Raw genomic sequence first — 20,113 nt, forward strand, 5'->3', positions numbered from 1 at the left:
TTTGGTATACCAACTATCGGCCTAGCAATTTGTTCTGTAATATGTTGTGGTATTGCTGTAGCACTATGTTGCATAATGTTGTTTATCGCAACAATATGCAACAGTTTGTGAGGCTGTTTTATGAATTGGATTGTATACTATATTGGCGCATTTTCCTATAAATGGTACTGCGATCATAGCCCAACTCCCGAGCAACCTGGCTGACATTGCCCTGGTATTTGTCCAGGAGAGCTACGATATTCTGTTTTTCCTGTTCAGCCCGTTGCTTTTTGCTGTTCTGCCGGGCTTCAAAAATGGTGGTTTCCGTTTTAGCCCCCCGATTGAAGTGACTGCCATTAAAATCAGTTTTTCTAATTTCTGGAGGCAGGTGCTCAACACTCAGGTTGGGACCTCCGGCAATATTGACCATTCGCTCCACTACGTTCTGCAGTTCGCGGATGTTGCCCGGCCAGTGATAATTTTGCAGAGGCTTCATCAGGCTCTCTTCATCATAGTAGAACTGGCGGCCGGTCTTAGCCTGGATGGATTTCAGGAAATAATCGAACAACAGTGAGATATCCTTGATGCGCGACCGCAAGGGGGGAATCTGTATGGAGATGACGTTGAGGCGGTAGAAGAGGTCAGCCCTGAAGCTGCCCATTTCCACCTCTTCCCACAGGTTCTTATTGGTGGCGCAGATCACCCGCACGTCGATGGGGATCAGTTTGCTGCCCCCTATGCGGGTGATGGATTTCTCCTGTAAAACCCGCAGCAATGTAACCTGCTGCTCTAGGGGCATGTCGCCGATCTCATCCAGGAACAGGGTGCCACCGTTGGCCAGTTCAAATTTGCCGGGGCTGCCCCCTTTTCTGGCGCCGGTAAAAGCACCTTCAGTATAGCCAAACAGTTCACTGCCCACCAGCTCACGGGGTATGGCACCGCAGTTCACAGCGATAAAGGGTCCACTGCGGCGGCTGCCCTGGTTGTGAATGGCCTGGGCAAAAACCTCTTTACCGGTGCCACTCTCACCTTCCAGGAGCACGTTGCTGGTGCTCCCGGCAGCCTGGGCGGCCAGGCGGATGGTCTCCAGAACGTTGTCGCTCACTGTCACTATATCCTCGAACTGAAAACTAGCCCGGTTGCCGGTGAAGCGGTGCACCAGGTTATGGATGTTCTCGATAGGGCGCATGAACAGTATCCCGCCACTGAGCTGGTTGTTTTCATCCCTAACCGGGTTACCAGTCAGGGTCAGTTGGATGTTCTTGTTGCCGCTCTCTACAAATACCTCAATGTCGCTGTAAGGCTTACCGCGCCGTAGCAGTTCATTGGTGTAGGGGGTTTTAATGCCCAGTACCTGACCTAGTGGTTTACCTTTCATTTCAGCCGCATTTTTGTTGAGGATCCTCTCCGCAGCTAAATTGACCTCATTGATATTGCCCTCGGAATCGAGGATCATGACCCCATCGGTTATGTGCATGAATATGTTGGTGAACATGCGTGTAAGCCAGCTTAAATGGTCTTTCTTGGATAATATCTCCAAGAGGTGGGTTATATCTCGGATTGAGCACAGAAAGTACAATTGCTCCTGATAACGCACCGGCTGCAGGTTCATTTCCACTGGAATATCCTGTCCGGCACGGTCATGCTGCAGCATCTCCACCAAGGCCCCGCCCTTCTTAGCCTTTTTGAAATTCTCAAGTAGCAGGCCGTGCAGGTAAGCAGGGGTCAGTTTGAAAATATCCATTTCCAACAGTTCTTCCCTATCGTATCCGTAGGCATTACAAGCAGCCGGATTGGCCTCCACGATTTGGCCGTCCGGCTTGACTATCAATGCTATATCGGGAATATACTCGAAGAAAAACTTACCCGGCAACAACGAGCGTTCGGGCACTATCTTCACCCCTCATAATTCTCTGTCTACTTTTATTCTATAACCTTATTCATTATTGTTCAAAGCCTAAAAGGGCAGCTTAATGCTCAATACGATGTTATTCGGCTGTGTCTATCCCCTTTGCCATTTAATGAACTTATTTACAACCTAAATCATGGAATTTTGATCTTGAAATTGAAGCTATTTAGCCTGGCCTGGACAAAAGGTATAAAGGACTAAAATCTGGTGGAAACTCAGTAATGACATTAGTCAGGAGGATAATGATTTGTCAAAACGAAGCCAGCATTGCGGTCTACTGGTTTTTAGTCTGCTGCTCTGTCAGGTTGCCATATATGGATTGGTGCTTACGGGCTGGTGGCCCTATCTATTGGCCTTGATAATGGGCGGTTGGGCTTCATCCTTTTGTCTCAAGCTTTGTTTTGAACAAAGCTCAACGGAAATAAAGGTAGAAAACCACTACCATCTTTATTATACTGATGAGATTCCCCCACGCAGCCGTTTTCCCAAGAATCACCCCCCTTCCCGCTGGTAAACTCAGATCGTCCTTTTGGATATTTTTTTCTCTGCTCCCTTTTAAGGTATAAACTGGCTTTAAACTGTGCTAATATGGATATTGCCCTAGATTTAGAAAGGAATGGTCGGCGGTTGTCCGTTTATTGATGCTATGCATAGACTTCTTGAGCAACTAGGTCTGACCTCGCTTCAGACTTTATGGACTTACCACATAGTACAATCAGCCACTATTGCTTTGCTGATTTTCCTGGGGTTTTATATCCTGGGTAAGTTAGTAAAGAAGTTGGTTTTTCCCTGGTTAGAAGGCCTTGCTAAAAAAAGCGGCAGTGATTACGATGACAAATTACTGGCTGCTTTTTATGGACCAGCGGAATGGCTCATTTTACTAAGCGGGTTTTACTTTGCACTTCGTTATCTGCCTCTCAACGCTGCTGCAGACCTGCTGGTGCTAAATCTGTTCAGATCTCTGATAATTGTATTAATCGCCTGGGGGTTGTATTCTCTGGCTGAAACTGACTCCCCCTTATCACAGGAGCTGCGGCGCAAGTTTAATCTGGATGGCATTATAATCGGCTTTTTCTCCAAGACCGCCCGATTGATACTTATTTCTCTGGTATTGGTAATAATAGCACAGGAATGGGGATACGATGTAAATGGTTTTATCGCTGGCCTGGGCTTAGGAGGATTGGCTTTTGCTCTGGCAGCCAAGGATGTTCTGGCTAACGTATTCGGAGGAATTGTTATTATACTTGAAAAACCATTCGTTTCAGGCGATTGGATTACTAGCAGCACCATCGATGGCGTAGTGGAGAATATTACTTTTCGAACTACCCGAATAAGGGGATTTGATGAATCCTTAATTCTGGTTCCCAACGCTACTCTGGCCAATGAGTCTATTACTAATAATTCACGCCGAGGCAAAAGACGGGTTAGTTTTTACCTGCAGATCACATATGATGCCACCCGCGATCAAATACAGCAGTGTGTAAATCGCATCAAAATTATGCTGGCAAACCATCCTGATGTGCACCCTGAGACTATAATGGTTTATTTTGAACATTTTAATGAGAGTAGTCTGGACATAAAAATTTACTTTTTCACTGTTACTACTGTCTGGGCTGATCACCTGGCAGTACGAGAAGATATTAATCTGAAAATAATGGAAATACTCGAAGAACTCGAAGTTAGTTTTGCACTTCCGAGCCAGAGCCTATATGTTGAGAAAATGCCACCGGCAAAAAACCATAGCTCCGCCAATCAGCCCTGATTCTTGCCAGCTATGGGTTATTCCCACTCTTCAATTTATCCACCCCTTGTATTTGTTTACTTCTTTGTTAGCTTAAAATAGTTGACAAAAGGTAATATGTTACATATATTATAGGTAACATGTTGCCCTACTGTTAATGCGGAGTTCATTATTATGAATTCACCCCGAAAAGCAGGCATAGTCTTTGTTGAGATCTATCGACCCGCTAGCAGCACCCTGCTTATGTGAAAGGTGAGTGAATACGATGAGGAAAGTCAAATCGGGTTGGGCTAAAAAAGTATTTAAAGCCCTGGCAACAATCTTCGGAGCCATTGTCTTTATCAACCTGCTTGGCCTTGCTGGCAATAGCCTATTCTTCAGAAATGAACTTGAAGCCATTTCTCCATACGGACAGATGGTGGAAGTCAACGAGCATAAAATGCATGTGTATTCCATGGGCGATGGCGAAAAAACCATTGTATTGCTGCCGGGTTTCGGGGTAGCACTGCCCAGTGCCGACTTTGGTCCCCTGATGAGAGAGCTCTCCAAAGAATATACTGTGGTTTGCATTGATTATTTCGGCATTGGTTTCAGTGAACAGACCGATACACCCCGGACTAATGAGAACTACACCGAAGAGACCCGAGTAGCGTTGGCTGCCGCCGGTTTTACCCCCCCTTATATATTGATGCCGCATTCGGCATCCGGTGTATACAGTGAATACTATGCTGCCAAATATCCGCAGGAAGTTTCAGCCATCATAATGCTGGATACAACCTCAACGGCCATTACAGCAGATGCCACTAATCCGCCCAAATTCATATACACCATAGCCAAATGGCAGCAATCCATTGGTTTGACCCGCCTCACCTACAAGTTGGCACCTGCTGCACAGCTGCCCGCAAACGGATATACCGCCAAGGAAATAAGTGATTATCGATTATTCGCTTATCATGTTCTCAATGATACTATCATCGATCAGTCGTTTCGTCTGCTCGACAATATCAAAGAAGTAAACGCCATGGCATTTCCAAAACAAATACCAGTGTTGAAGCTGATATCCTCACAGACGGTTGAAAAAGCCGGTGCAGAATGTCAGGCCAATCACCTCAAGAGACTGGGGGCACATGTTGAGTCAAGCCAAATAAATAGCACTCATTTTATGTATCAGACCAATGTAGGGGATATTTGTGTAGCCGCCCGAGAGTTTATCAATAAATACACTGATGTCTCCAGGGTTTCTCAACAGGATGAGCCGTTTTCAGTGACTGCATCAGATAAGATACCGGGTTGGAAGAAAGTTCAGGCAAATCTGGCATTGAGCCAACTGACGGCTTACGGGTCACAACCTATGGATAGCCCAACAGAACTGAGATTTACTATTCACTTCCCCGGCGATTGGACTATCGATTCGAGCGTCTTCTACGATGGCAACAACAAAAAGGTGGCTGAGATTCCCCCTCCAATCTTGCTCAAGCCGGGAGAGCAAGCCGTATTTCTGAATTATAAGCCTGAAATAAATCAGTCTGAAGAACTGATTTGCACAGAAGCGATTCAGATTGATAATTATCCGGGATCAAGAACCATCACCAGAATCGCGACAGAGTCAGGTCTTTGGAACCCGCACATATACCGGTTAACCAGCGGCAACTACGGTTTCAGCATAGTCTTTTATTCGCCTCAAGTCACTGAGCAGGATCAAGAGCTATTCGATAAAATTGTGAATGCCATTCGCCTGGAGAATTGATCCGGTCCTTAAGTCACTTTAATAGACGTAAATCTGCACAGACCAGGGGTTAGTCCCCATACAGATGGCAAGGCTACTGTATCAGATTTGCTGAAAGTGCAGGGTGTAATAGGAGGATTAGTCATGGATGAACTGGAAAAGAAGGCCTATATTTTTGCTTCGATATTCTCATTAGCCAACAAATTGCAGGTTATCGGGGATAAATTTGATGCCAATATTACTATCAAACAATGGCTGTTTCTGGTTGGAGTATCTAAATTCCCCGAGCCGCCTATTGTAAGTGAGGTGGCACATTTCGTGGGTTACTCGCGCCAAAACGCCAAGCGGCTGGCCGAGACTCTGGAAAAACGCGGCTATGTAAACATAAGCAAGGACAAATATGACGCCCGGGCATTACGAATTGAATTGACCGACAAATGCAGAGAGCATTTTTCGGGGCGTTATGAAAAAGAATTGGATTTCCTGGCCAAAATCTTTAATGATTTTGATTCTGAATTGACTGAGGGATTTTACAGAGGCCTGACTAAACTGGTCAATAACGTTGAAGGGATGCTTAATAAACCAAATAATATTTAAAAATTAATGTTGTGACAAGGTAGTTGCAATGATTCATGGGGAACATTTATAAATAATGATGAATGGAGAATTCATATGAAAAAAAGGAGCAGGAATATGCTATTGATTATTATCGGGATTTTGCTCATTGTAATTGGAGCTACTATCGTGTATTTTAATATCCCCTATTCCAAAACCCGGATAGTATTTGTAGATAGTGCCGACAATTTGTTAGCCAGGACCGCGAACGAAAATGATGTTTTTACCGAACAAGATATCGCCGGTTTACCCCTGCCGGTACAGAAGTATTTCAGGTATTGCGGTTATATTGGCACACCTAAAATGTCATCAATGAAAGCCAGCTTCACAGATGTGGACTTCATACTGGATAAAAACAAGCAGGTAAAGATCGATTATACGCAATACAATTTTGTTGATAGGCCGAACCGAATAGCCTATATTGACAGTTCCATGTATGGAATCCCCTTTGAAGGCCTGGATGCTTTTATTGACGGACACGGTTCCATGAAAGGCGTATTGGCGAAGTCTATTACTCTATTTGATCAGACCGGCCCCTCAATGGATAAAGCCAGCCTGGTGACATTCCTGTCAGAATGCCTGTTAGTCCCCAATGCTGCTTTGCAGGATTATATCACCTGGGAAGCAGTCGATGATTTACACGCTAAAGCGACCATATCGTATTACGGTATTAAGGCCAGTGGTATGTTTACATTCATTGAAAATGGCGAGGCAGTATCCTTCACCACCGACGACCGGGAAGCCGTGACCTCTGATGGCCGCAGTGAAAAGGTCAGGTGGTCTGCGATCTTACAAGATTATAAGGAAAGCGGCGGGACCAGAAAACCCACTATTTTACAGGCCATCTGGCATTATGATGATGGTGATCTGATGTATTTCAACAGCCAGGGTGTTGTAATCGAATATGATAGCCCTTCCGGCAAAATTAAGTGAAGTCATCAGACTAAACGATTGCCCAAAACGCCAATCTCAAAATTCTAAGGGGACGCGGGGACGGAGTTGTTGACACTTTTCTGTCAGGGGGACGGAGTCTAATATCCTTAGGTCTGTTGATGGGTTCTTGGTGTTCAGGCGTTTTGAATAATGCCTCTGTTCAGACCAGTCAATCTCTCAATCCGTCTAACAGATAGGTGATGTTCTTCTTTCAGTTGTCTCAAATGTAAATTCCTAAGTGCTTTATCATACTTCAGCAACTCCAATATATTCGTGATTTGAAATAGATTCATGATCAATTCCATTGCTTCTGCATCAGTCAATAGACATTTTTCGTCTATTTCCAAGCAGCGATCATCGGTTAATGTATTGCAGAATTGGATAAGGCTCTTGACGGCTTTGTCACGGTCGGGGGCAAATAGCTTGAGCACAAAATCGGTATCAATGAGCAGCTGTTTATTTGTATACTCTCGAAAACTGCTCCAGCGATAATCGTCAGCTTTCTTTACAAGTCCAGCTTTAACCGGGTTTTGGTGGATATATCTCATTACCGTTAGGAAATAACTATCGTCTTCTACTGCCTCACTTCTGAATCGGTCTTGAAAAAGGTTCCCGATCCTTTGATATTTGCGGTTATACCAGTAAACGTAGCTGCCGCATATCCGGCGCATCACCTGCTCGAGTGGTTCGTTTCCGACCTTGATCAAAAGATGAATATGGTTAGGCATCAGACAATAGGCATAGATAATATACCCACATTTATCTTTATATTTGCTTAGAGTTTTAATAAACCTAGCGCCGTCATTCTGTTCTACAAATATTGTTTTCCGATTGATACCGCGCATTATAATGTGATATATCCCTGATGAACTCTTCTTCCTTGCCCGCCTTGGCATAATAATCACCTCTTTTCCAAAAATAACCTTATTGGTAAAAAGTGTCAATACGTGGCGGCCATTGCTTGGAAGAATTGAATCAGTTATCAACAACTCCGTCCCCGTGTCACAAACTTGTCAAGAACTCCGTCCCCGCGACAGGCCAGACAAGATCTGTTGTTTAAACTCGTCGATTTGCAGTTTGTCCGCGAGTCGCACTTTCAGACCCATCTGCTGGCAAAGAGGTTGGAGCAGATTTGCCTTGGAAGGATTACTGAAGATCAAGTTTGATGGTAAGTACCCCATTTTCTCTACTAAATCCAGGAAAGTTTTATCTGGTTGGCAGCTATAAAAATTATCAATTTCATATTTTATTACAATCCCGGTATGTGCCTCGCCAATTACCGTGTATAGTGGAAACCACGGTACTTCCTTGGGTTTTTCTTGTATTGGGATATCATCATAAAAGCTATCCATCTCCCAGGCAAAATCACTGTAAGGCAGTGATTTTGCCAATCTAACAGCCCTTATTTGATCATATAGCAATGGTTCCGGCTCATAAGCTGGATATGGGATCCATCGCAGCCTTTTTTCCAAATCTTCAGCCGTTTGGCCAGCCTTACATATAGCCATCTGTGATTTCTTGAATACTCGGTTGGTCCACTGGCGGCGGTGTTTTCTGCAATGAGCAGCCATTTCCGTAGCCTGACTAAGCATGGTTGTGGCAAGAATCACATCTTGTTGTTCTAATTTCCATGGATAATGACCGGGAATCATTTTACGAAAAACCGGCCAGGAATTTCGACCACGGAACTTATATCCTAATTGTGCATACAACCGGGCCTCGGCTGGATCCAATTCCTCTTTATTGCCCAAAGACAGCAACAACTGCGGCCCCATCTCATGCAAATCGATCTGAGTCGAATAATAGGGATGGCTCTGTTTGGTATGTAATTGCAGGCCTTGAGAGCCTAAATATACTACCAGCCCGAATACTTCTCCTTCAAATCCCAGGATGGCAGCATAATGTGTCTCACCCTGTGGCAACTCGACTGCAAACAATTCGCTGCCGCTTATCCATTGCCATGGTTTCATGGTTGTAAAGTGGATAAAAGTTTCAAGCAGGGCTTGCATAGCTTCGTCAGTAACAGCACCCAGGTATTCTACTGTCGGAATATCATTCATTTTATTTTCATTTATCATGCCATTGATTTCATCAATTGTATTATCAATGATCTTATTAAGGCAGCACTTCTTGAATTTCTTGCCGGATCCACACGGGCAGGGATCATTGCGCCCCACATTAATAACAGTTGAACTTACCGTATTGGCAGCAGGTGAATGTTTTTCAGGCTGCAAATCGAAAAGTGAATCTTGTATAGGCTGTAAAATAGGCTTGTCATGCTTTTGGTAAACCTCTTTTGAACTCCAGCCTTTTAGCTCCCAGCGCGGAATCTCGTTGATCACCCCCGTTACTATATCCACTACGGCATGCAATTCGCCTAAGTTGTCCAGGGCAAACTGTTCACTGATGGACTCTATAAGTTCAGCTATGTCACAATCGAAGCGCATAGCCTCTACATATCCAATGGTAATGTCAGTAGCGGTCTCGGAATCGAAACTTCCCTTTTGTTTTATCCAATCACAGAATCGCTGTGTGGCTTCTCCCCATAATTCTTCATCACAACACTGATTAATAAGTTCAACTTCGCGCGGGGAAACGGGGCGGTATTCTAGCGCTCGCGTAGATTGCTTCTCTAACACTGAGTGATAATCATCCAATGTGAAATACCGAATAAAGTCGCCGGCCAGTTCAAAATCATATAAGCTGGCGGGATTGTTGGCTTCAGTCAGTAGAATCTGTTTCAACTTTGTTAGAGTGATTTGGGTCATATGTTTTCCTAGACTCTTTTTTAGCAATGGATAGAGATCCTTGATATGGATCACTCCATAATAATACACATAAGCAGACACCTGGGAATAAATTTTATCCAACCTTACTCAGCTCCTCGGAAAATAATAATTCATTCAGTATAGGTCCGAAATCTCTAAATGTTAAATTATCATATTATATCCATTGAGTTAGAAAATACTAACCGAGCCACCTTTGTTTATCTTACTACGGCAAATTAACCCCATCCCTGAAAACAACGATGTAAATCAACCTACCCATTCTTGAAGAAAAACCTATCAATAACTCTGTCCCTTTGACAAAAACTTGTCAACAACTCCGTCCCCGTAATACCTGCCACATACCATCATCAATCAGCCCTAAGCGCCACAATGCCACCCCGTTTAGACGGTAGCGTTTTGCAATGCCCACTTTGGCACCAATGCTGGCAGCACTTTCGCTGTGAGCGGATATGCCCAGAATCAGTTTGTTGGCGGGGACAGAAGCCAGAGCCATTTCCACCGCCTGGGTCACTTGGGTGACCGGTTCCGGCTTGGGTCCATAATCATAAGCCATAATAATAATGCGATCAGCGATCTGGCCTAAAGCCTGGTAATCATACCCGGGATAGGCGCTGTTGGGGGCGTGCAGGGTAAGGGTCAACCCGCTGCCACCAGCCTGCAATTCCTGCTCCAGTAATTCTACAAAGCTAGTAAACCGCTGCTGCACCTGTTTAAGCACATCCCCGCTATCGTTGAAGCCCAATCCCTCGAAATCCAGGTTAACGCCGCCGTATTGCGAGGCTTCGGCGGCAATCTCCCGGGCAGCCTGCGACATGGCGGCAGGATTATTCAACAGCGCGGAAATGGTACCATCACCATCAGTGACGTGAACAACCATTTCACCAGGTAAACCATATTTTTCGGCGCCTTCCAATACTGCCTCCCAGCCATCGGGCCTCTGCCAGCCGGTGCGGCTTTTATCTAAAAGGTTGCCCTGCCTGTCAATACTGTACCATCCCAAGGCCAGTTCATTAACTATGTCGGTATTGCCTACCCCAGTTTGGGGATAGCTTTGGCCGAACAAATCGGTCCAGCTGCTGCTCTGACTGTCACCCAGGGCGTAAAATCCAATAACGGTCATGTCTTTAAGGGGCGTGGTTATATTCGCCCTATATAGGCTCCCATCCCAGGCAACCTGACAATCAAAGGCCTCACTGAAAAAGCGCAAAGGAATCAGAGTGCGATGATTAGCTATTCTAGGCGGCGCCTCCAGGCTGACCGCAGTGTTGTTTATGTAGGCGGTGCGGCTGTCAATCTGCAGGCGCACCGCTGCGATTCCGTCGGTCGCGTTGACCGTGCGCGACTGGCTATCCCAGCTAACAGTTATATTCATGGCCTCAGCAATAGCCCGGAAAGGCACCAAGGTGCGGCCGTTCTCAATAATCGGCAGCACATCCATAATCAGGGGCAATCCATCCACATACACTGTGACCGGCGGCTGCGCTTGAGCCATGACAGTCCAAGGCGGACTAACCATTAGCATTAACGCTACAATTAGAATTGATATGATTTTTTTCATGACATAGTAACCTCCATAGAAAAATTAATTATCACTGTAGGAAGAATGGGGGCGTTCATTTTGCTTCCTTTTGTTACGCTAAAATCAAGGTAAGGCAGCAAATAGAACATCTCCTATTCAGCATCCAGGCAACGCCAGGGAGATTCTCGCCTCCTTTTTAACCTCTGAGAAACCACAATTTGTTTTGCCGGGCGTCCACCTATTTATCATCCGTGGCCCCGCCATCGCCAAACACCGGGATGACCTCCCCTAGAAAAGTGGGCTGAGGCTTGATGACCTTGGCCAGCCAGAAGTCCTTGTTCCGGGCCATCATTTCACGCCCTTCATAAATTACCATCACTTGCCCGTAATCATGCATGTCTGAAGCGACCCCATAGGCCTCCAAGCCTAGTTCTCTGGCTATGAAGACTGCCCGCATCAAATGGTACTTCTGGGTAACGATAATAACCTTTTTGGCCTGAAAAATATCCCGAGCTCGATACAGGCTTTCATAGGTACTAAAACCGGCATGATCCATAAAAATATCCTGCCCGGGTACACCTTTACTCTTAAGATAGTCCTTCATGGTATTGACTTCATCATAGTCTTTGCGCCCATGGTCGCCGCTCACGATAATCTTGGGGGCTTTCCCGAGTCGGTACAGCTCGTACCCTGCAGTCACGCGGTCCTTTAGCATGGTTGATAATGTTCCATTGGGATATACATAGGCCCCCAGCACAAGTACAGTATCAGCTTCGGGGACATCGGCGGCCGAATATATGTATTTGACCCCAACCTGCTCAACATAATGATTAACCGCAAAAAACACGGAGCCACAAATCATTAGCAGAATAATCCCTAGTTTTATAATTTGCTTGCCGTGTTTTCGTAGAAATCTGTTCAATGTTCGTTCCATCCCTAGATCGATCAAGTTATTAGTTTTATGCCAAATAAGAGATATATCTTTCAGCAAAAGAAGTGGAAACTGCTCCCGCGATCCCCTAGTGTGCCCATTCCATACCTCCGTTAAAGTTGGGCAATTGGTTAATTAGGATTCTTCATTTAATTATAACAAAATGAAATTTCCAACCATTCAGTAAAAAGGCCTTATCGCATGCCATGAGTGGTATGAGGTTGGTGCGGAAGCGGGGAAACAAGCAAGGGTATTCCGGATTGCCAGACTATGATACCCATAAAAGATGCGCTACAGCTATCTAAAACAAATAGAACGTCTATGAGACAGTTTATCAAAATGGACGTTCCATGTTTTTAAACTAATACATTATTTTGGATGTGACTTACTCCATCTTATCATCGATAGGCTGTCCTGCCAGGCCATATATCATCAAATCCAGTAATTCCTTTAACAATTCGTTATTTATTCTTTTTTGCATTTCAGGCTCCTGTAGCACGTCCTGATACATTGTCAGGTAGATGATCGCGGCCTCAAATGAGATCTCTTTGCGTATATACCCCTCCCTACGGCCTTTTTCAATGAATTTTGCTACAATCTGAGGGTATTTTTTTTGGTTAAAGTCATCAATGTGTTTTTTTATCTCCGGATTAGAATTCAACAAAGCCAAGAAATTATTAAGGTCTAATTTGTCAAAGAAATCATTTTTCATTGTTACTGTGCGCTTCAACAATTCAGGAAATGGCAGTTCGCTTGCCCACAGTGCCTCCCTTAATTTCCAACTGCTATCTAGCAAGGCAATGATTGTATCTTTCATAAGGCCTTCTTTGCTGCCGAAATAATTAAAAATACTGGCTGGGGAAACCCCTGCCTTTTGAGCAATTTCATTTATGCTAGTTTTATCCGGGCCGTATTTGCAAAATAGTTCTAGAGCAGCAGTTCGTATTTTATCTTTTTTTAGCTCTGTTCTGCGTTCGTATCCATTCATATTTTTTCACCTCATCGAAATCATACTAAAAGTTTTATAGTTAGTCAATGTAAAACTACAAAACTTATTGACAAATACTGTGAGCCGATTTATTATAGTTTTATAGAATACATATATAATACTATAAAACTAACCGGGGGATTTTATATGAATGTAATTGATATTCAACAGCTGACCAAATCCTTTGGTGCCACCCAGGCTTTAAAGGGAATCGATCTTACAGTTGAACAGGGAGAGGTGCATGGATTTATTGGTCCTAACGGTGCCGGGAAGTCTACAACGATCCGCATCCTGTTAGGGATTTTGAAGAAAACATCTGGAAAAGTAATATTGCTCGGAGGAGACCCGTGGAAGGATGCAGTGAGGCTCCATCGCAAAATTGCATATGTCCCTGGTGATGTTACCCTGTGGCCTGATTTATCCGGAGGGGAGATAATAGATTTTCTGGGACGGCTGCATGGAGGGCTTAATATATCTCGAAAAAAACAGCTTCTGGAGCGCTTTCAGCTTGATCCCACCAAGAAAAGCCGAACCTATTCCAAAGGAAACCGCCAGAAGGTTGCTTTGGTGGCAGCATTTTCTTGTGATGCGGAACTGTATCTTCTGGATGAGCCTACCTCAGGCCTGGATCCCCTGATGGAAATGGTTTTTCAAGAATGCGTAGCGGAAGTAAAGAACTCGGACAAGACGGTGTTTCTTTCTAGTCATATCCTCTCCGAAGTAGAGGCCCTTTGCGACCGGGTAAGTATTATTCGGCAAGGGCAGATCGTCGAATCAGGAGCTTTACATGATCTTCGGCATCTTACCCGTACTACCGTAAGTGTGACCACTGAGCATGAAGCCAAAGGATTGAACGAGGTGCCTGGAATTTATGATGTAGTTCAGGATGGCCGCAAATACCGGTTTTCTGCTGATTCTCAGGCCATGACAGAAATTCTGCGCTTTCTCCTACCCTTGAAAATCAAATCCTTAACGGTTGAACCGCCTAGCTTGGAGGAACTGTTCATGCGTCATTATGGTGACGATACTCGTGAAAAGGAGGCCAAAAGAGATGAAGCTTAGTGCATTTACAGGTACTAGAGCGCTTTTTAAACTTTTTCTTCGCAGGGATCGATTTTGGCTCCCTCTCTGGATAGTGCTGCCTGCAATTCTCGGTTTATTTGTAGCAGCTACTTTTTCCGCTATGGCAGACCAGGGAATGTATAGTGTTTTAAATGAATTTGATAAAGATCCTTTGGTTTCTGCGATTCTGGGTCCGGTCATGTCCTTTGATCTTGCGGGGGCTATGGTTTGGAGGGGTGCTTCACAAATGGCACTTGTTTTGGCCATTGGCAGCCTGCTTACAGTTATTCGTCATACACGTACAGATGAAGAAACAGGTCGCAGCGAGCTGATTCGAGCTTACGAAGTTGGCCCTTACGCCAGCATGACTGCTGCATTGAGCTTAACTATCGCCGGAAACTTGGTGTCAGGAGTGTTGATTGCCTTAAGTGTAATTGCCCTTGGAGGTGAAGTAGCCGGTTCATTTGTGTTTGGAGCAACCATGTCGGCCAGTGGTTGTTTTTTTGCCGGCATAGGTTCTTTAGGTGTTCAGTTGCGGGAAAACAGCGGAAGCGCTAAAGGAATTGGTCTTGCCGTTGCTGGTCTGGGAATCATAATGATGATTTTGAATAACGCTGGAGGCGGAGATACCGTGTTGAAATGGATCAGTCCTATGGCTTGGCAGCGAGTAACCAGGCCTTTTGCTGGAAACTATGGCTGGAGTTTGATGTACTTTACTGCTATGGCAGCTGTGCCTATAGTGATTTCTTACGTATTATCAACCCGAAGAGATTTGGGGGCAGGTGTTCTTCCGTCCCGTCCCGGACCTTCGGAAGCAGATCCTCATTTCTCCAGCACTTTTGCCTTGGCATGGAAACTACATAAAAAAGGTTTTTTCGGCTGGATGATTTGTATCTTATTATATATAATTGTGTTTTCCGCCTTCTCACCTGGTTTGGCCCAATCCGGTGGAATAAGCGGTTGGCTGTCCAGCCTTGGTGGTACAGACTGGACTGAACAGGCAGGTTTGGGCTATGTCTTTATAAGTATCACCATTTATCTGGCTTCACTTGCCGTGGCTGTCTACGCCATGAGTTCTGTGCTGCTCATTAAAAGTGAAGAAAATGAAGGCAGAGCAGAATTACTGGTAGATAAACAAATCAGCCGGACTGGTTGGATGTGCAGCCATTTGATCGTAACAGCACTATGTTCGGCTGGACTACTGCTAGCAATGGGCATTGCCGGTGGACTGACCTATGGCTTGGTTAGCAGTGATTTAAGTAACGGCTTCTGGAATATCTTTCTTATGAATGTTTCCAAAATACCACCTGTATGGATACTACTAGGTGTAACTGCTTTATTATATGGCTTATGGCCTCGAGTAACATCACTATCCTGGGTTGCCTGGTTAGCGTTTATTTTGCTGGAACTTGGCTGGGAAGCGCAGATAGTAGATTGGTCACTGCTGCAGATTTCCCCCTTTAGTTATGTCCACTATACCATTGATATTGCACATCTGCCGCTGTTTCCACTGGTCTGCTTGGTTTGTATTTCAGTATTATTGACAGGGATTGGTTTGCTGGGATTTAGAAATAGAGATATATTGACACCCATATAGCAATCCTGCTCATCAGGTTTTCCTCCAGGGTCCGCAATTTTATCCAGGCAACCATGAATTGTGGCTTACTATATCTTCTTAAGGTCGATTGAACTTTTACATGTTTTATGTTTTACGGTATCTATGGGTCTTGAAGTGTTGGTACGTATTTGCTTATTGCTGGTCCCAGGGTAATTGATTTCATGCTCAGATAACAGGGTTCATGAAAGATGGTGTAAGTCATTTTCGTATAAAAAGAACGTCTCCCTGCTTCCGCGTCACACCTTCAGTACCGGCATATCCGAATGGTGCAAAACACCCTTGGACAGTGCGAAGCAGCCAAGTGCAGCCAGCAATTCCCATAAAGCCAGCACCACAAGTCCGATCAGCACGCCGCTTGCCTGAAACATACCGCCAATGACAATGGCGGCAATCAGGCCGGGCAGCATAATAACTATTACGGCTATGGTGTAAATGAAAATCAGGAGTCCGGCACTGATATCCGCACCCGTCCAGCGCAGGAAGAGATAGTTGATGCCCAGCAATAGAAATGAAAACAGGGTGTAAACCAAATTGGCCGCAAGAATCAGCCCAATCGGCTCGCCCATGATCAGGCCTGCGATGCCGAAAATAGCCATGCTTTCCACCAGTACCTTAAACACTATTTCCAGGTTGCTCCAGACAATTTTCTGAAAAGAACCTTCAGGAATCAGGTAGATGTAATGCATATAAAGCTCTTTCAAGCCCCGCCCGGTTCCAATCATGCCAATCTGAATCCACATCAGAATTTGCAGCAAAACTAGAATCCCGCCCTCCCCATCGCGCATAAACCAAGAAAACAGGGCCGCGCCTAATACCATAATGATGGATGACATGCCCCAAAGCCCGAGCTGATTGGCACGAAAGGATTCCCGCAGGTGCTTATAAAAAATGGCGCTGGTTCCCCGACCGCCGATACCGGTTTGGGCAACCTTAACTTTCTTCGTCGATGAGGCTTCCGGGTTGATCTGCCCTTCGGCCAGAACGCGCTTTCTCTCAAATGCGGTTTCTGTAGCAACCAATACGTCTTCATAATAATCGGGATTGCTCAAGGCAATATAGAGGATCAGCGCCACTCCAGACAGCACCAACAGCCCTAAAAATAAGACTCCCTTAACCATATCGCCGGCAATAAGAGCTAAAACCCCTGCCGACGCCCATCCCGCCACCGGCGTCCAATCTACCAAGGGTGAACCCAAAACGCTTTCCAGGGCTAGAAGAAGATCATCCATTTTGATAAGCTGCAGGCCGGTATAAGCTAAAAGCGGGAGAAAGGCCAGAACGGCAAGCACACGAACCATCAATTTCCGCCTCGGTCTCCCGTTGGTCAGGCTGTAAATCAGGAGGGACATAATTTGGAGGACTCCGACAGCCAATATAAACCCGAGCAGAACCAGGAGCACCCCCTCAAAACCTACCCCAAAGCCAACGCTGAGGGAATTGCTTTGGAACAGGATAAAAAAGCCCGCCAGAAAAGCCATTTTCGCCATGCGTACGATGCCGTACATCAGGATCATACGGGAGCTAACCGGTGAAACAAACAGCAAATTAACATCATTCATGTCGAAAATGACGTCTCCGTTGGCTAGGCCCTTTTGAATCGCGGTCACGACAAAAATTAGAATGAATACGAACAGGAGGCCTTTGAGCCAGACTAGATCAAGTGAACCGGCTGTGCTTTGGCGGGTAAACAGGGAAAGAATAAAAATACCGCCAATCCCTGCGATCACAAGCACCCATAACAGCAGCTTGGCCGGTTTCCGCCGCAGCTCCAGCAGGGTGTTCTTGGCGCTTCTTAGCAGCAGAAAAACCAGACTGTTCATGGCGTGGCCTCCCCGGTTTTTCCTTCTGTGATGTTGAAATATACATCTTCCAGGCTTTGCCCAATCGCAAGGTCGGTGCGACGGCAAACGCGTGCGATGCGGCCTTTGACCATGATGTAGGTCACATCCCAGTCTTCCTCCACGCTTTCGATCATATGGGTGCTGATAATAAGAGCACAGCCGCTGTCCCGCAACTTAGCAATAACCGCTTTTAATTCTCGGATTCCATGCGGGTCAAGCCCCACCAGCGGTTCATCCATAATGACGGCTTGGGGCTGGGGCAGAAGCGCACAGCAGACACTGACCTTTTGCTGCATTCCTTTGGAAAGTTCTTTACCCAACTTCATTTTTTTATCTTCCAGCTCAAAGCGGCGCAGCAATACCTCTGCTCTTTCCTCCCAGGCCTCCAACCGGTACGCTTTGGCAATGAACTCCAAATGCTCCGACACCGTCAACATCGGGTACAATACGGGGAACTCCGGTACATATCCCAAAATTCGTTTCGCTTCCACCGTATGATTATCATGCCCGTTGATGGTAATTACACCTTGGAAACGCAACAGGCCGCAAACAGCCTTAATCAGGGTTGATTTGCCTGCGCCGTTGGGGCCGAGCAGTACGGCCAGCTGTCCCTTGCCCACGGATAGGTTTAGGTTGTCATTGGCTACTAGCTTGCCGTATTTCTTGGTCATGTTCTGGACTTCAATCACCTATGAATCTCCTTACTTGGTAGCAACCATGAGCAACTAGTGTATGCCCAGCCAAAGAAGCTTTGATTTGTCATGGCTAAAACAATAAATGGCAGTGTTAGAATAAGAAATAGTATTCCCAGTTTATTATCATCTCCAATAATAGCCTTATTTTGATTTTTACTATAGCATTTTGGCCCAGCAATCCAGCAGCCTAAAGATAAGGCTGATATAGCTCACCTACTTGTTTCTGATCCTACACATTACTCCTACAAATCACGAAATCAGGTTTTCATTATCATTATTGAATAATAGTTTATACAGATCAGGAGCAGCAACCCTTAATCGAACCGGCTTCAAGTTGTGGTTGGTAACCGCATGTCTGGTGAAACCAGTTACCAGGCGCTCTCCTGTACCTTTTCGGCATATTTCATATTCTATTATAAAAGTAGCGGCTTTTACTTCCTCAATAACAGCGGTTATCTCCAGCAGGTCATCGTATACAGCCGGTTTGATATACTTGCAGCCGCACTCGACAACAGGGAGCATTACCCCTTCTTGTTCCAAACGACGGTACGGAAAGCCTATATTTCTCAATAATTCTGTCCTGCCCACTTCAAACCATTTGAAATAGTTGCCGTGGTATACTACTGACATCGCGTCGGTGTCAGCATATATTACCCGGATTTCCGTTTTATGCCCTATCTTTCCCATCAGTTTGCCTCCATACAACAGTATTTGGTTATTTACTTTCAGATCGGTTGTCTTTCCCCTTATACACCAGCAATGTAATGGTATTAAGTATAATTGCAACCACCAGAAGTAACGCGGCACCCGATGCCACCGCATTGCACATTGCAAAACCAGACCTATCCCAGGCGTAAACTTCGATTGTTATCGATAAACTGTTCTAATAATGGATAAAATTAAAATATGCCTGAGTTTGAAAACAACGGAGCCATAATATACTACGAGCAGATTGGTATTGGCACCCCAATCGTTTTTACCCATGGTGCCTCCTGGAATCACAAGCAATGGGGGCCACAAATTGAGCATTTTGCTAAAAGCCACCGGGTTATCGTCTGGGATGTTCGGGGACATGGCTATTCATCGCTGCCGCCCGGTAAAGTTGATTCGGAAGATTTCAGCGGCGACCTCATCGGACTGCTTGATCATTTGGGCATCCAGCAAGCGGTTTTGTGCGGCCTATCCATGGGCGGACATATTTCCTTACAGACCGCCATCCGCTACCCTCAACGGGTCATGGCATTAATATTGATAGGAACACCCTGCAGCAACACTTTCAACCTGTACGAAATGATGGCAGTGCCGATTAACCGGATATCGACTCGTTTCATTGCTATACCTACTTTAGCAAAATTACAGGCACAGATGCTTGGCAAGTTCAATCCTAAGATTAAGGCTTACATAGAAGAAGCTTTTGCAATGATTCCCCATAATAATTGGGTTCGTCTCTGGGATGCAGTTACCCGCATGGAAAGCAAACATGATCTGCGAAAAGTACATGCCCCTACTCTGTTATTAATTGGGGACCATGATGTGCTGACCATGCGTCAGCAAGTATTCATGCACCGGAATATTACCGCATCTCAGTTGGTGGTAATCCCTCGGGCTCACCATGCCACCAATTTAGATAACCCTCAAGCTGTTAACCAGGCTATCGACCTATTTTTAAGCAGTCTATCCCAGTAAGCATTGGAGTTCCCGTTTTCCAGGAAAAAACGCCGCCTATATCCGCATTTTTCAAACTGAAGAGCATATGCATGGGGGTTA

The 20,113-nt window shown here is 45.3% G+C and carries 17 protein-coding genes; 8 read left to right on the forward strand and 9 right to left on the reverse strand.

Going from position 1 to position 20,113, the window contains the following annotated elements:
- Positions 1–118 precede the first annotated feature (118 nt).
- Positions 119–1,870, reverse strand: a complete 1,752-nt coding sequence (locus tag AC15IQ_RS10780; RefSeq protein ID WP_483179094.1) for a sigma 54-interacting transcriptional regulator — start codon at positions 1,868–1,870, stop codon at positions 119–121.
- Positions 1,871–2,135: 265 nt separating this feature from the next.
- Here AC15IQ_RS10780 and AC15IQ_RS10785 point away from each other — a divergent pair, with 265 nt between their 5' ends.
- From AC15IQ_RS10785 to AC15IQ_RS10805, 5 genes are all read left to right on the forward strand, one after another.
- A complete protein-coding gene (locus AC15IQ_RS10785) occupies positions 2,136–2,402 on the forward strand; it encodes a hypothetical protein (protein WP_483179095.1) in 267 nt (88 codons plus the stop codon).
- Positions 2,403–2,534: 132 nt separating this feature from the next.
- Positions 2,535–3,650: a mechanosensitive ion channel family protein gene (locus AC15IQ_RS10790; RefSeq protein ID WP_483179096.1), complete on the forward strand. Its 1,116-nt coding sequence runs from the start codon at positions 2,535–2,537 to the stop codon at positions 3,648–3,650.
- Between the two features lie 244 nt (positions 3,651–3,894).
- Positions 3,895–5,376, forward strand: coding sequence for an alpha/beta fold hydrolase (locus AC15IQ_RS10795; protein WP_483179098.1), 1,482 nt, complete (start codon positions 3,895–3,897; stop codon positions 5,374–5,376).
- A gap of 123 nt (positions 5,377–5,499) precedes the next feature.
- Positions 5,500–5,952, forward strand: coding sequence for a MarR family winged helix-turn-helix transcriptional regulator (locus AC15IQ_RS10800; protein ID WP_483179100.1), 453 nt, complete (start codon positions 5,500–5,502; stop codon positions 5,950–5,952).
- Between the two features lie 75 nt (positions 5,953–6,027).
- Complete coding sequence (locus AC15IQ_RS10805) at positions 6,028–6,903, forward strand: DUF6544 family protein (protein ID WP_483179101.1); 876 nt, start codon at positions 6,028–6,030, stop codon at positions 6,901–6,903.
- Positions 6,904–7,037: 134 nt separating this feature from the next.
- Here the strand turns inward: AC15IQ_RS10805 and AC15IQ_RS10810 are convergent, their stop codons facing one another.
- The 5 genes from AC15IQ_RS10810 to AC15IQ_RS10830 form a co-directional block, all read right to left on the reverse strand.
- On the reverse strand, positions 7,038–7,892 hold the full coding sequence (locus AC15IQ_RS10810) for an REP-associated tyrosine transposase (protein WP_483179102.1): 855 nt from the start codon (positions 7,890–7,892) through the stop codon (positions 7,038–7,040).
- A 24-nt stretch (positions 7,893–7,916) separates the two neighbouring features.
- Positions 7,917–9,773: a YecA family protein gene (locus tag AC15IQ_RS10815; protein ID WP_483179103.1), complete on the reverse strand. Its 1,857-nt coding sequence runs from the start codon at positions 9,771–9,773 to the stop codon at positions 7,917–7,919.
- A gap of 226 nt (positions 9,774–9,999) precedes the next feature.
- Entirely contained in the window at positions 10,000–11,250 is a 1,251-nt protein-coding gene (locus AC15IQ_RS10820; protein ID WP_483179105.1) for a stalk domain-containing protein, read from the reverse strand.
- A gap of 199 nt (positions 11,251–11,449) precedes the next feature.
- The gene (locus tag AC15IQ_RS10825; protein ID WP_483179381.1) at positions 11,450–12,073 is read right to left on the reverse strand and encodes a SanA/YdcF family protein; all 624 of its coding nucleotides are present in this window, start codon (positions 12,071–12,073) and stop codon (positions 11,450–11,452) included.
- A 454-nt stretch (positions 12,074–12,527) separates the two neighbouring features.
- A complete protein-coding gene (locus tag AC15IQ_RS10830; protein ID WP_483179106.1) occupies positions 12,528–13,130 on the reverse strand; it encodes a TetR/AcrR family transcriptional regulator in 603 nt (200 codons plus the stop codon).
- Between the two features lie 147 nt (positions 13,131–13,277).
- On the opposite strand from AC15IQ_RS10830, the gene AC15IQ_RS10835 reads away from it, so the two are divergent.
- Complete coding sequence (locus AC15IQ_RS10835; protein ID WP_483179108.1) at positions 13,278–14,192, forward strand: ABC transporter ATP-binding protein; 915 nt, start codon at positions 13,278–13,280, stop codon at positions 14,190–14,192.
- Entirely contained in the window at positions 14,182–15,789 is a 1,608-nt protein-coding gene (locus AC15IQ_RS10840; RefSeq protein ID WP_483179109.1) for an ABC transporter permease, read from the forward strand. The genes AC15IQ_RS10835 and AC15IQ_RS10840 overlap by 11 nt, the downstream gene beginning before the upstream one ends.
- Before the next feature lie 257 nt (positions 15,790–16,046).
- On the opposite strand, the gene AC15IQ_RS10845 is transcribed toward AC15IQ_RS10840, so the two are convergent.
- From AC15IQ_RS10845 to AC15IQ_RS10855, 3 genes are all read right to left on the reverse strand, one after another.
- Entirely contained in the window at positions 16,047–17,630 is a 1,584-nt protein-coding gene (locus tag AC15IQ_RS10845) for a putative ABC exporter domain-containing protein (RefSeq protein ID WP_483179111.1), read from the reverse strand.
- Positions 17,627–18,340 carry an ABC transporter ATP-binding protein gene (locus AC15IQ_RS10850; RefSeq protein ID WP_483179112.1) on the reverse strand — a complete coding sequence of 238 codons (714 nt, stop codon included), beginning with the start codon at positions 18,338–18,340 and terminating at the stop codon, positions 17,627–17,629. Before AC15IQ_RS10850 ends, AC15IQ_RS10845 begins: the two co-directional genes overlap by 4 nt.
- A 255-nt stretch (positions 18,341–18,595) precedes the next feature.
- On the reverse strand, positions 18,596–19,033 hold the full coding sequence (locus AC15IQ_RS10855; protein WP_483179114.1) for an acyl-CoA thioesterase: 438 nt from the start codon (positions 19,031–19,033) through the stop codon (positions 18,596–18,598).
- A 219-nt stretch (positions 19,034–19,252) separates the two neighbouring features.
- Here AC15IQ_RS10855 and AC15IQ_RS10860 point away from each other — a divergent pair, with 219 nt between their 5' ends.
- Positions 19,253–20,032 (forward strand): alpha/beta fold hydrolase, encoded by a 780-nt coding sequence (locus tag AC15IQ_RS10860; protein WP_483179116.1) that lies wholly within the window; start codon positions 19,253–19,255, stop codon positions 20,030–20,032.
- The last annotated feature ends 81 nt before the right edge of the window (positions 20,033–20,113 follow it).

Origin of the sequence: Syntrophomonas sp. DTU019, assembly GCA_913757435.1 — a bacterium.
Lineage (GTDB): Bacteria > Bacillota > Syntrophomonadia > Syntrophomonadales > Syntrophomonadaceae > DTU019.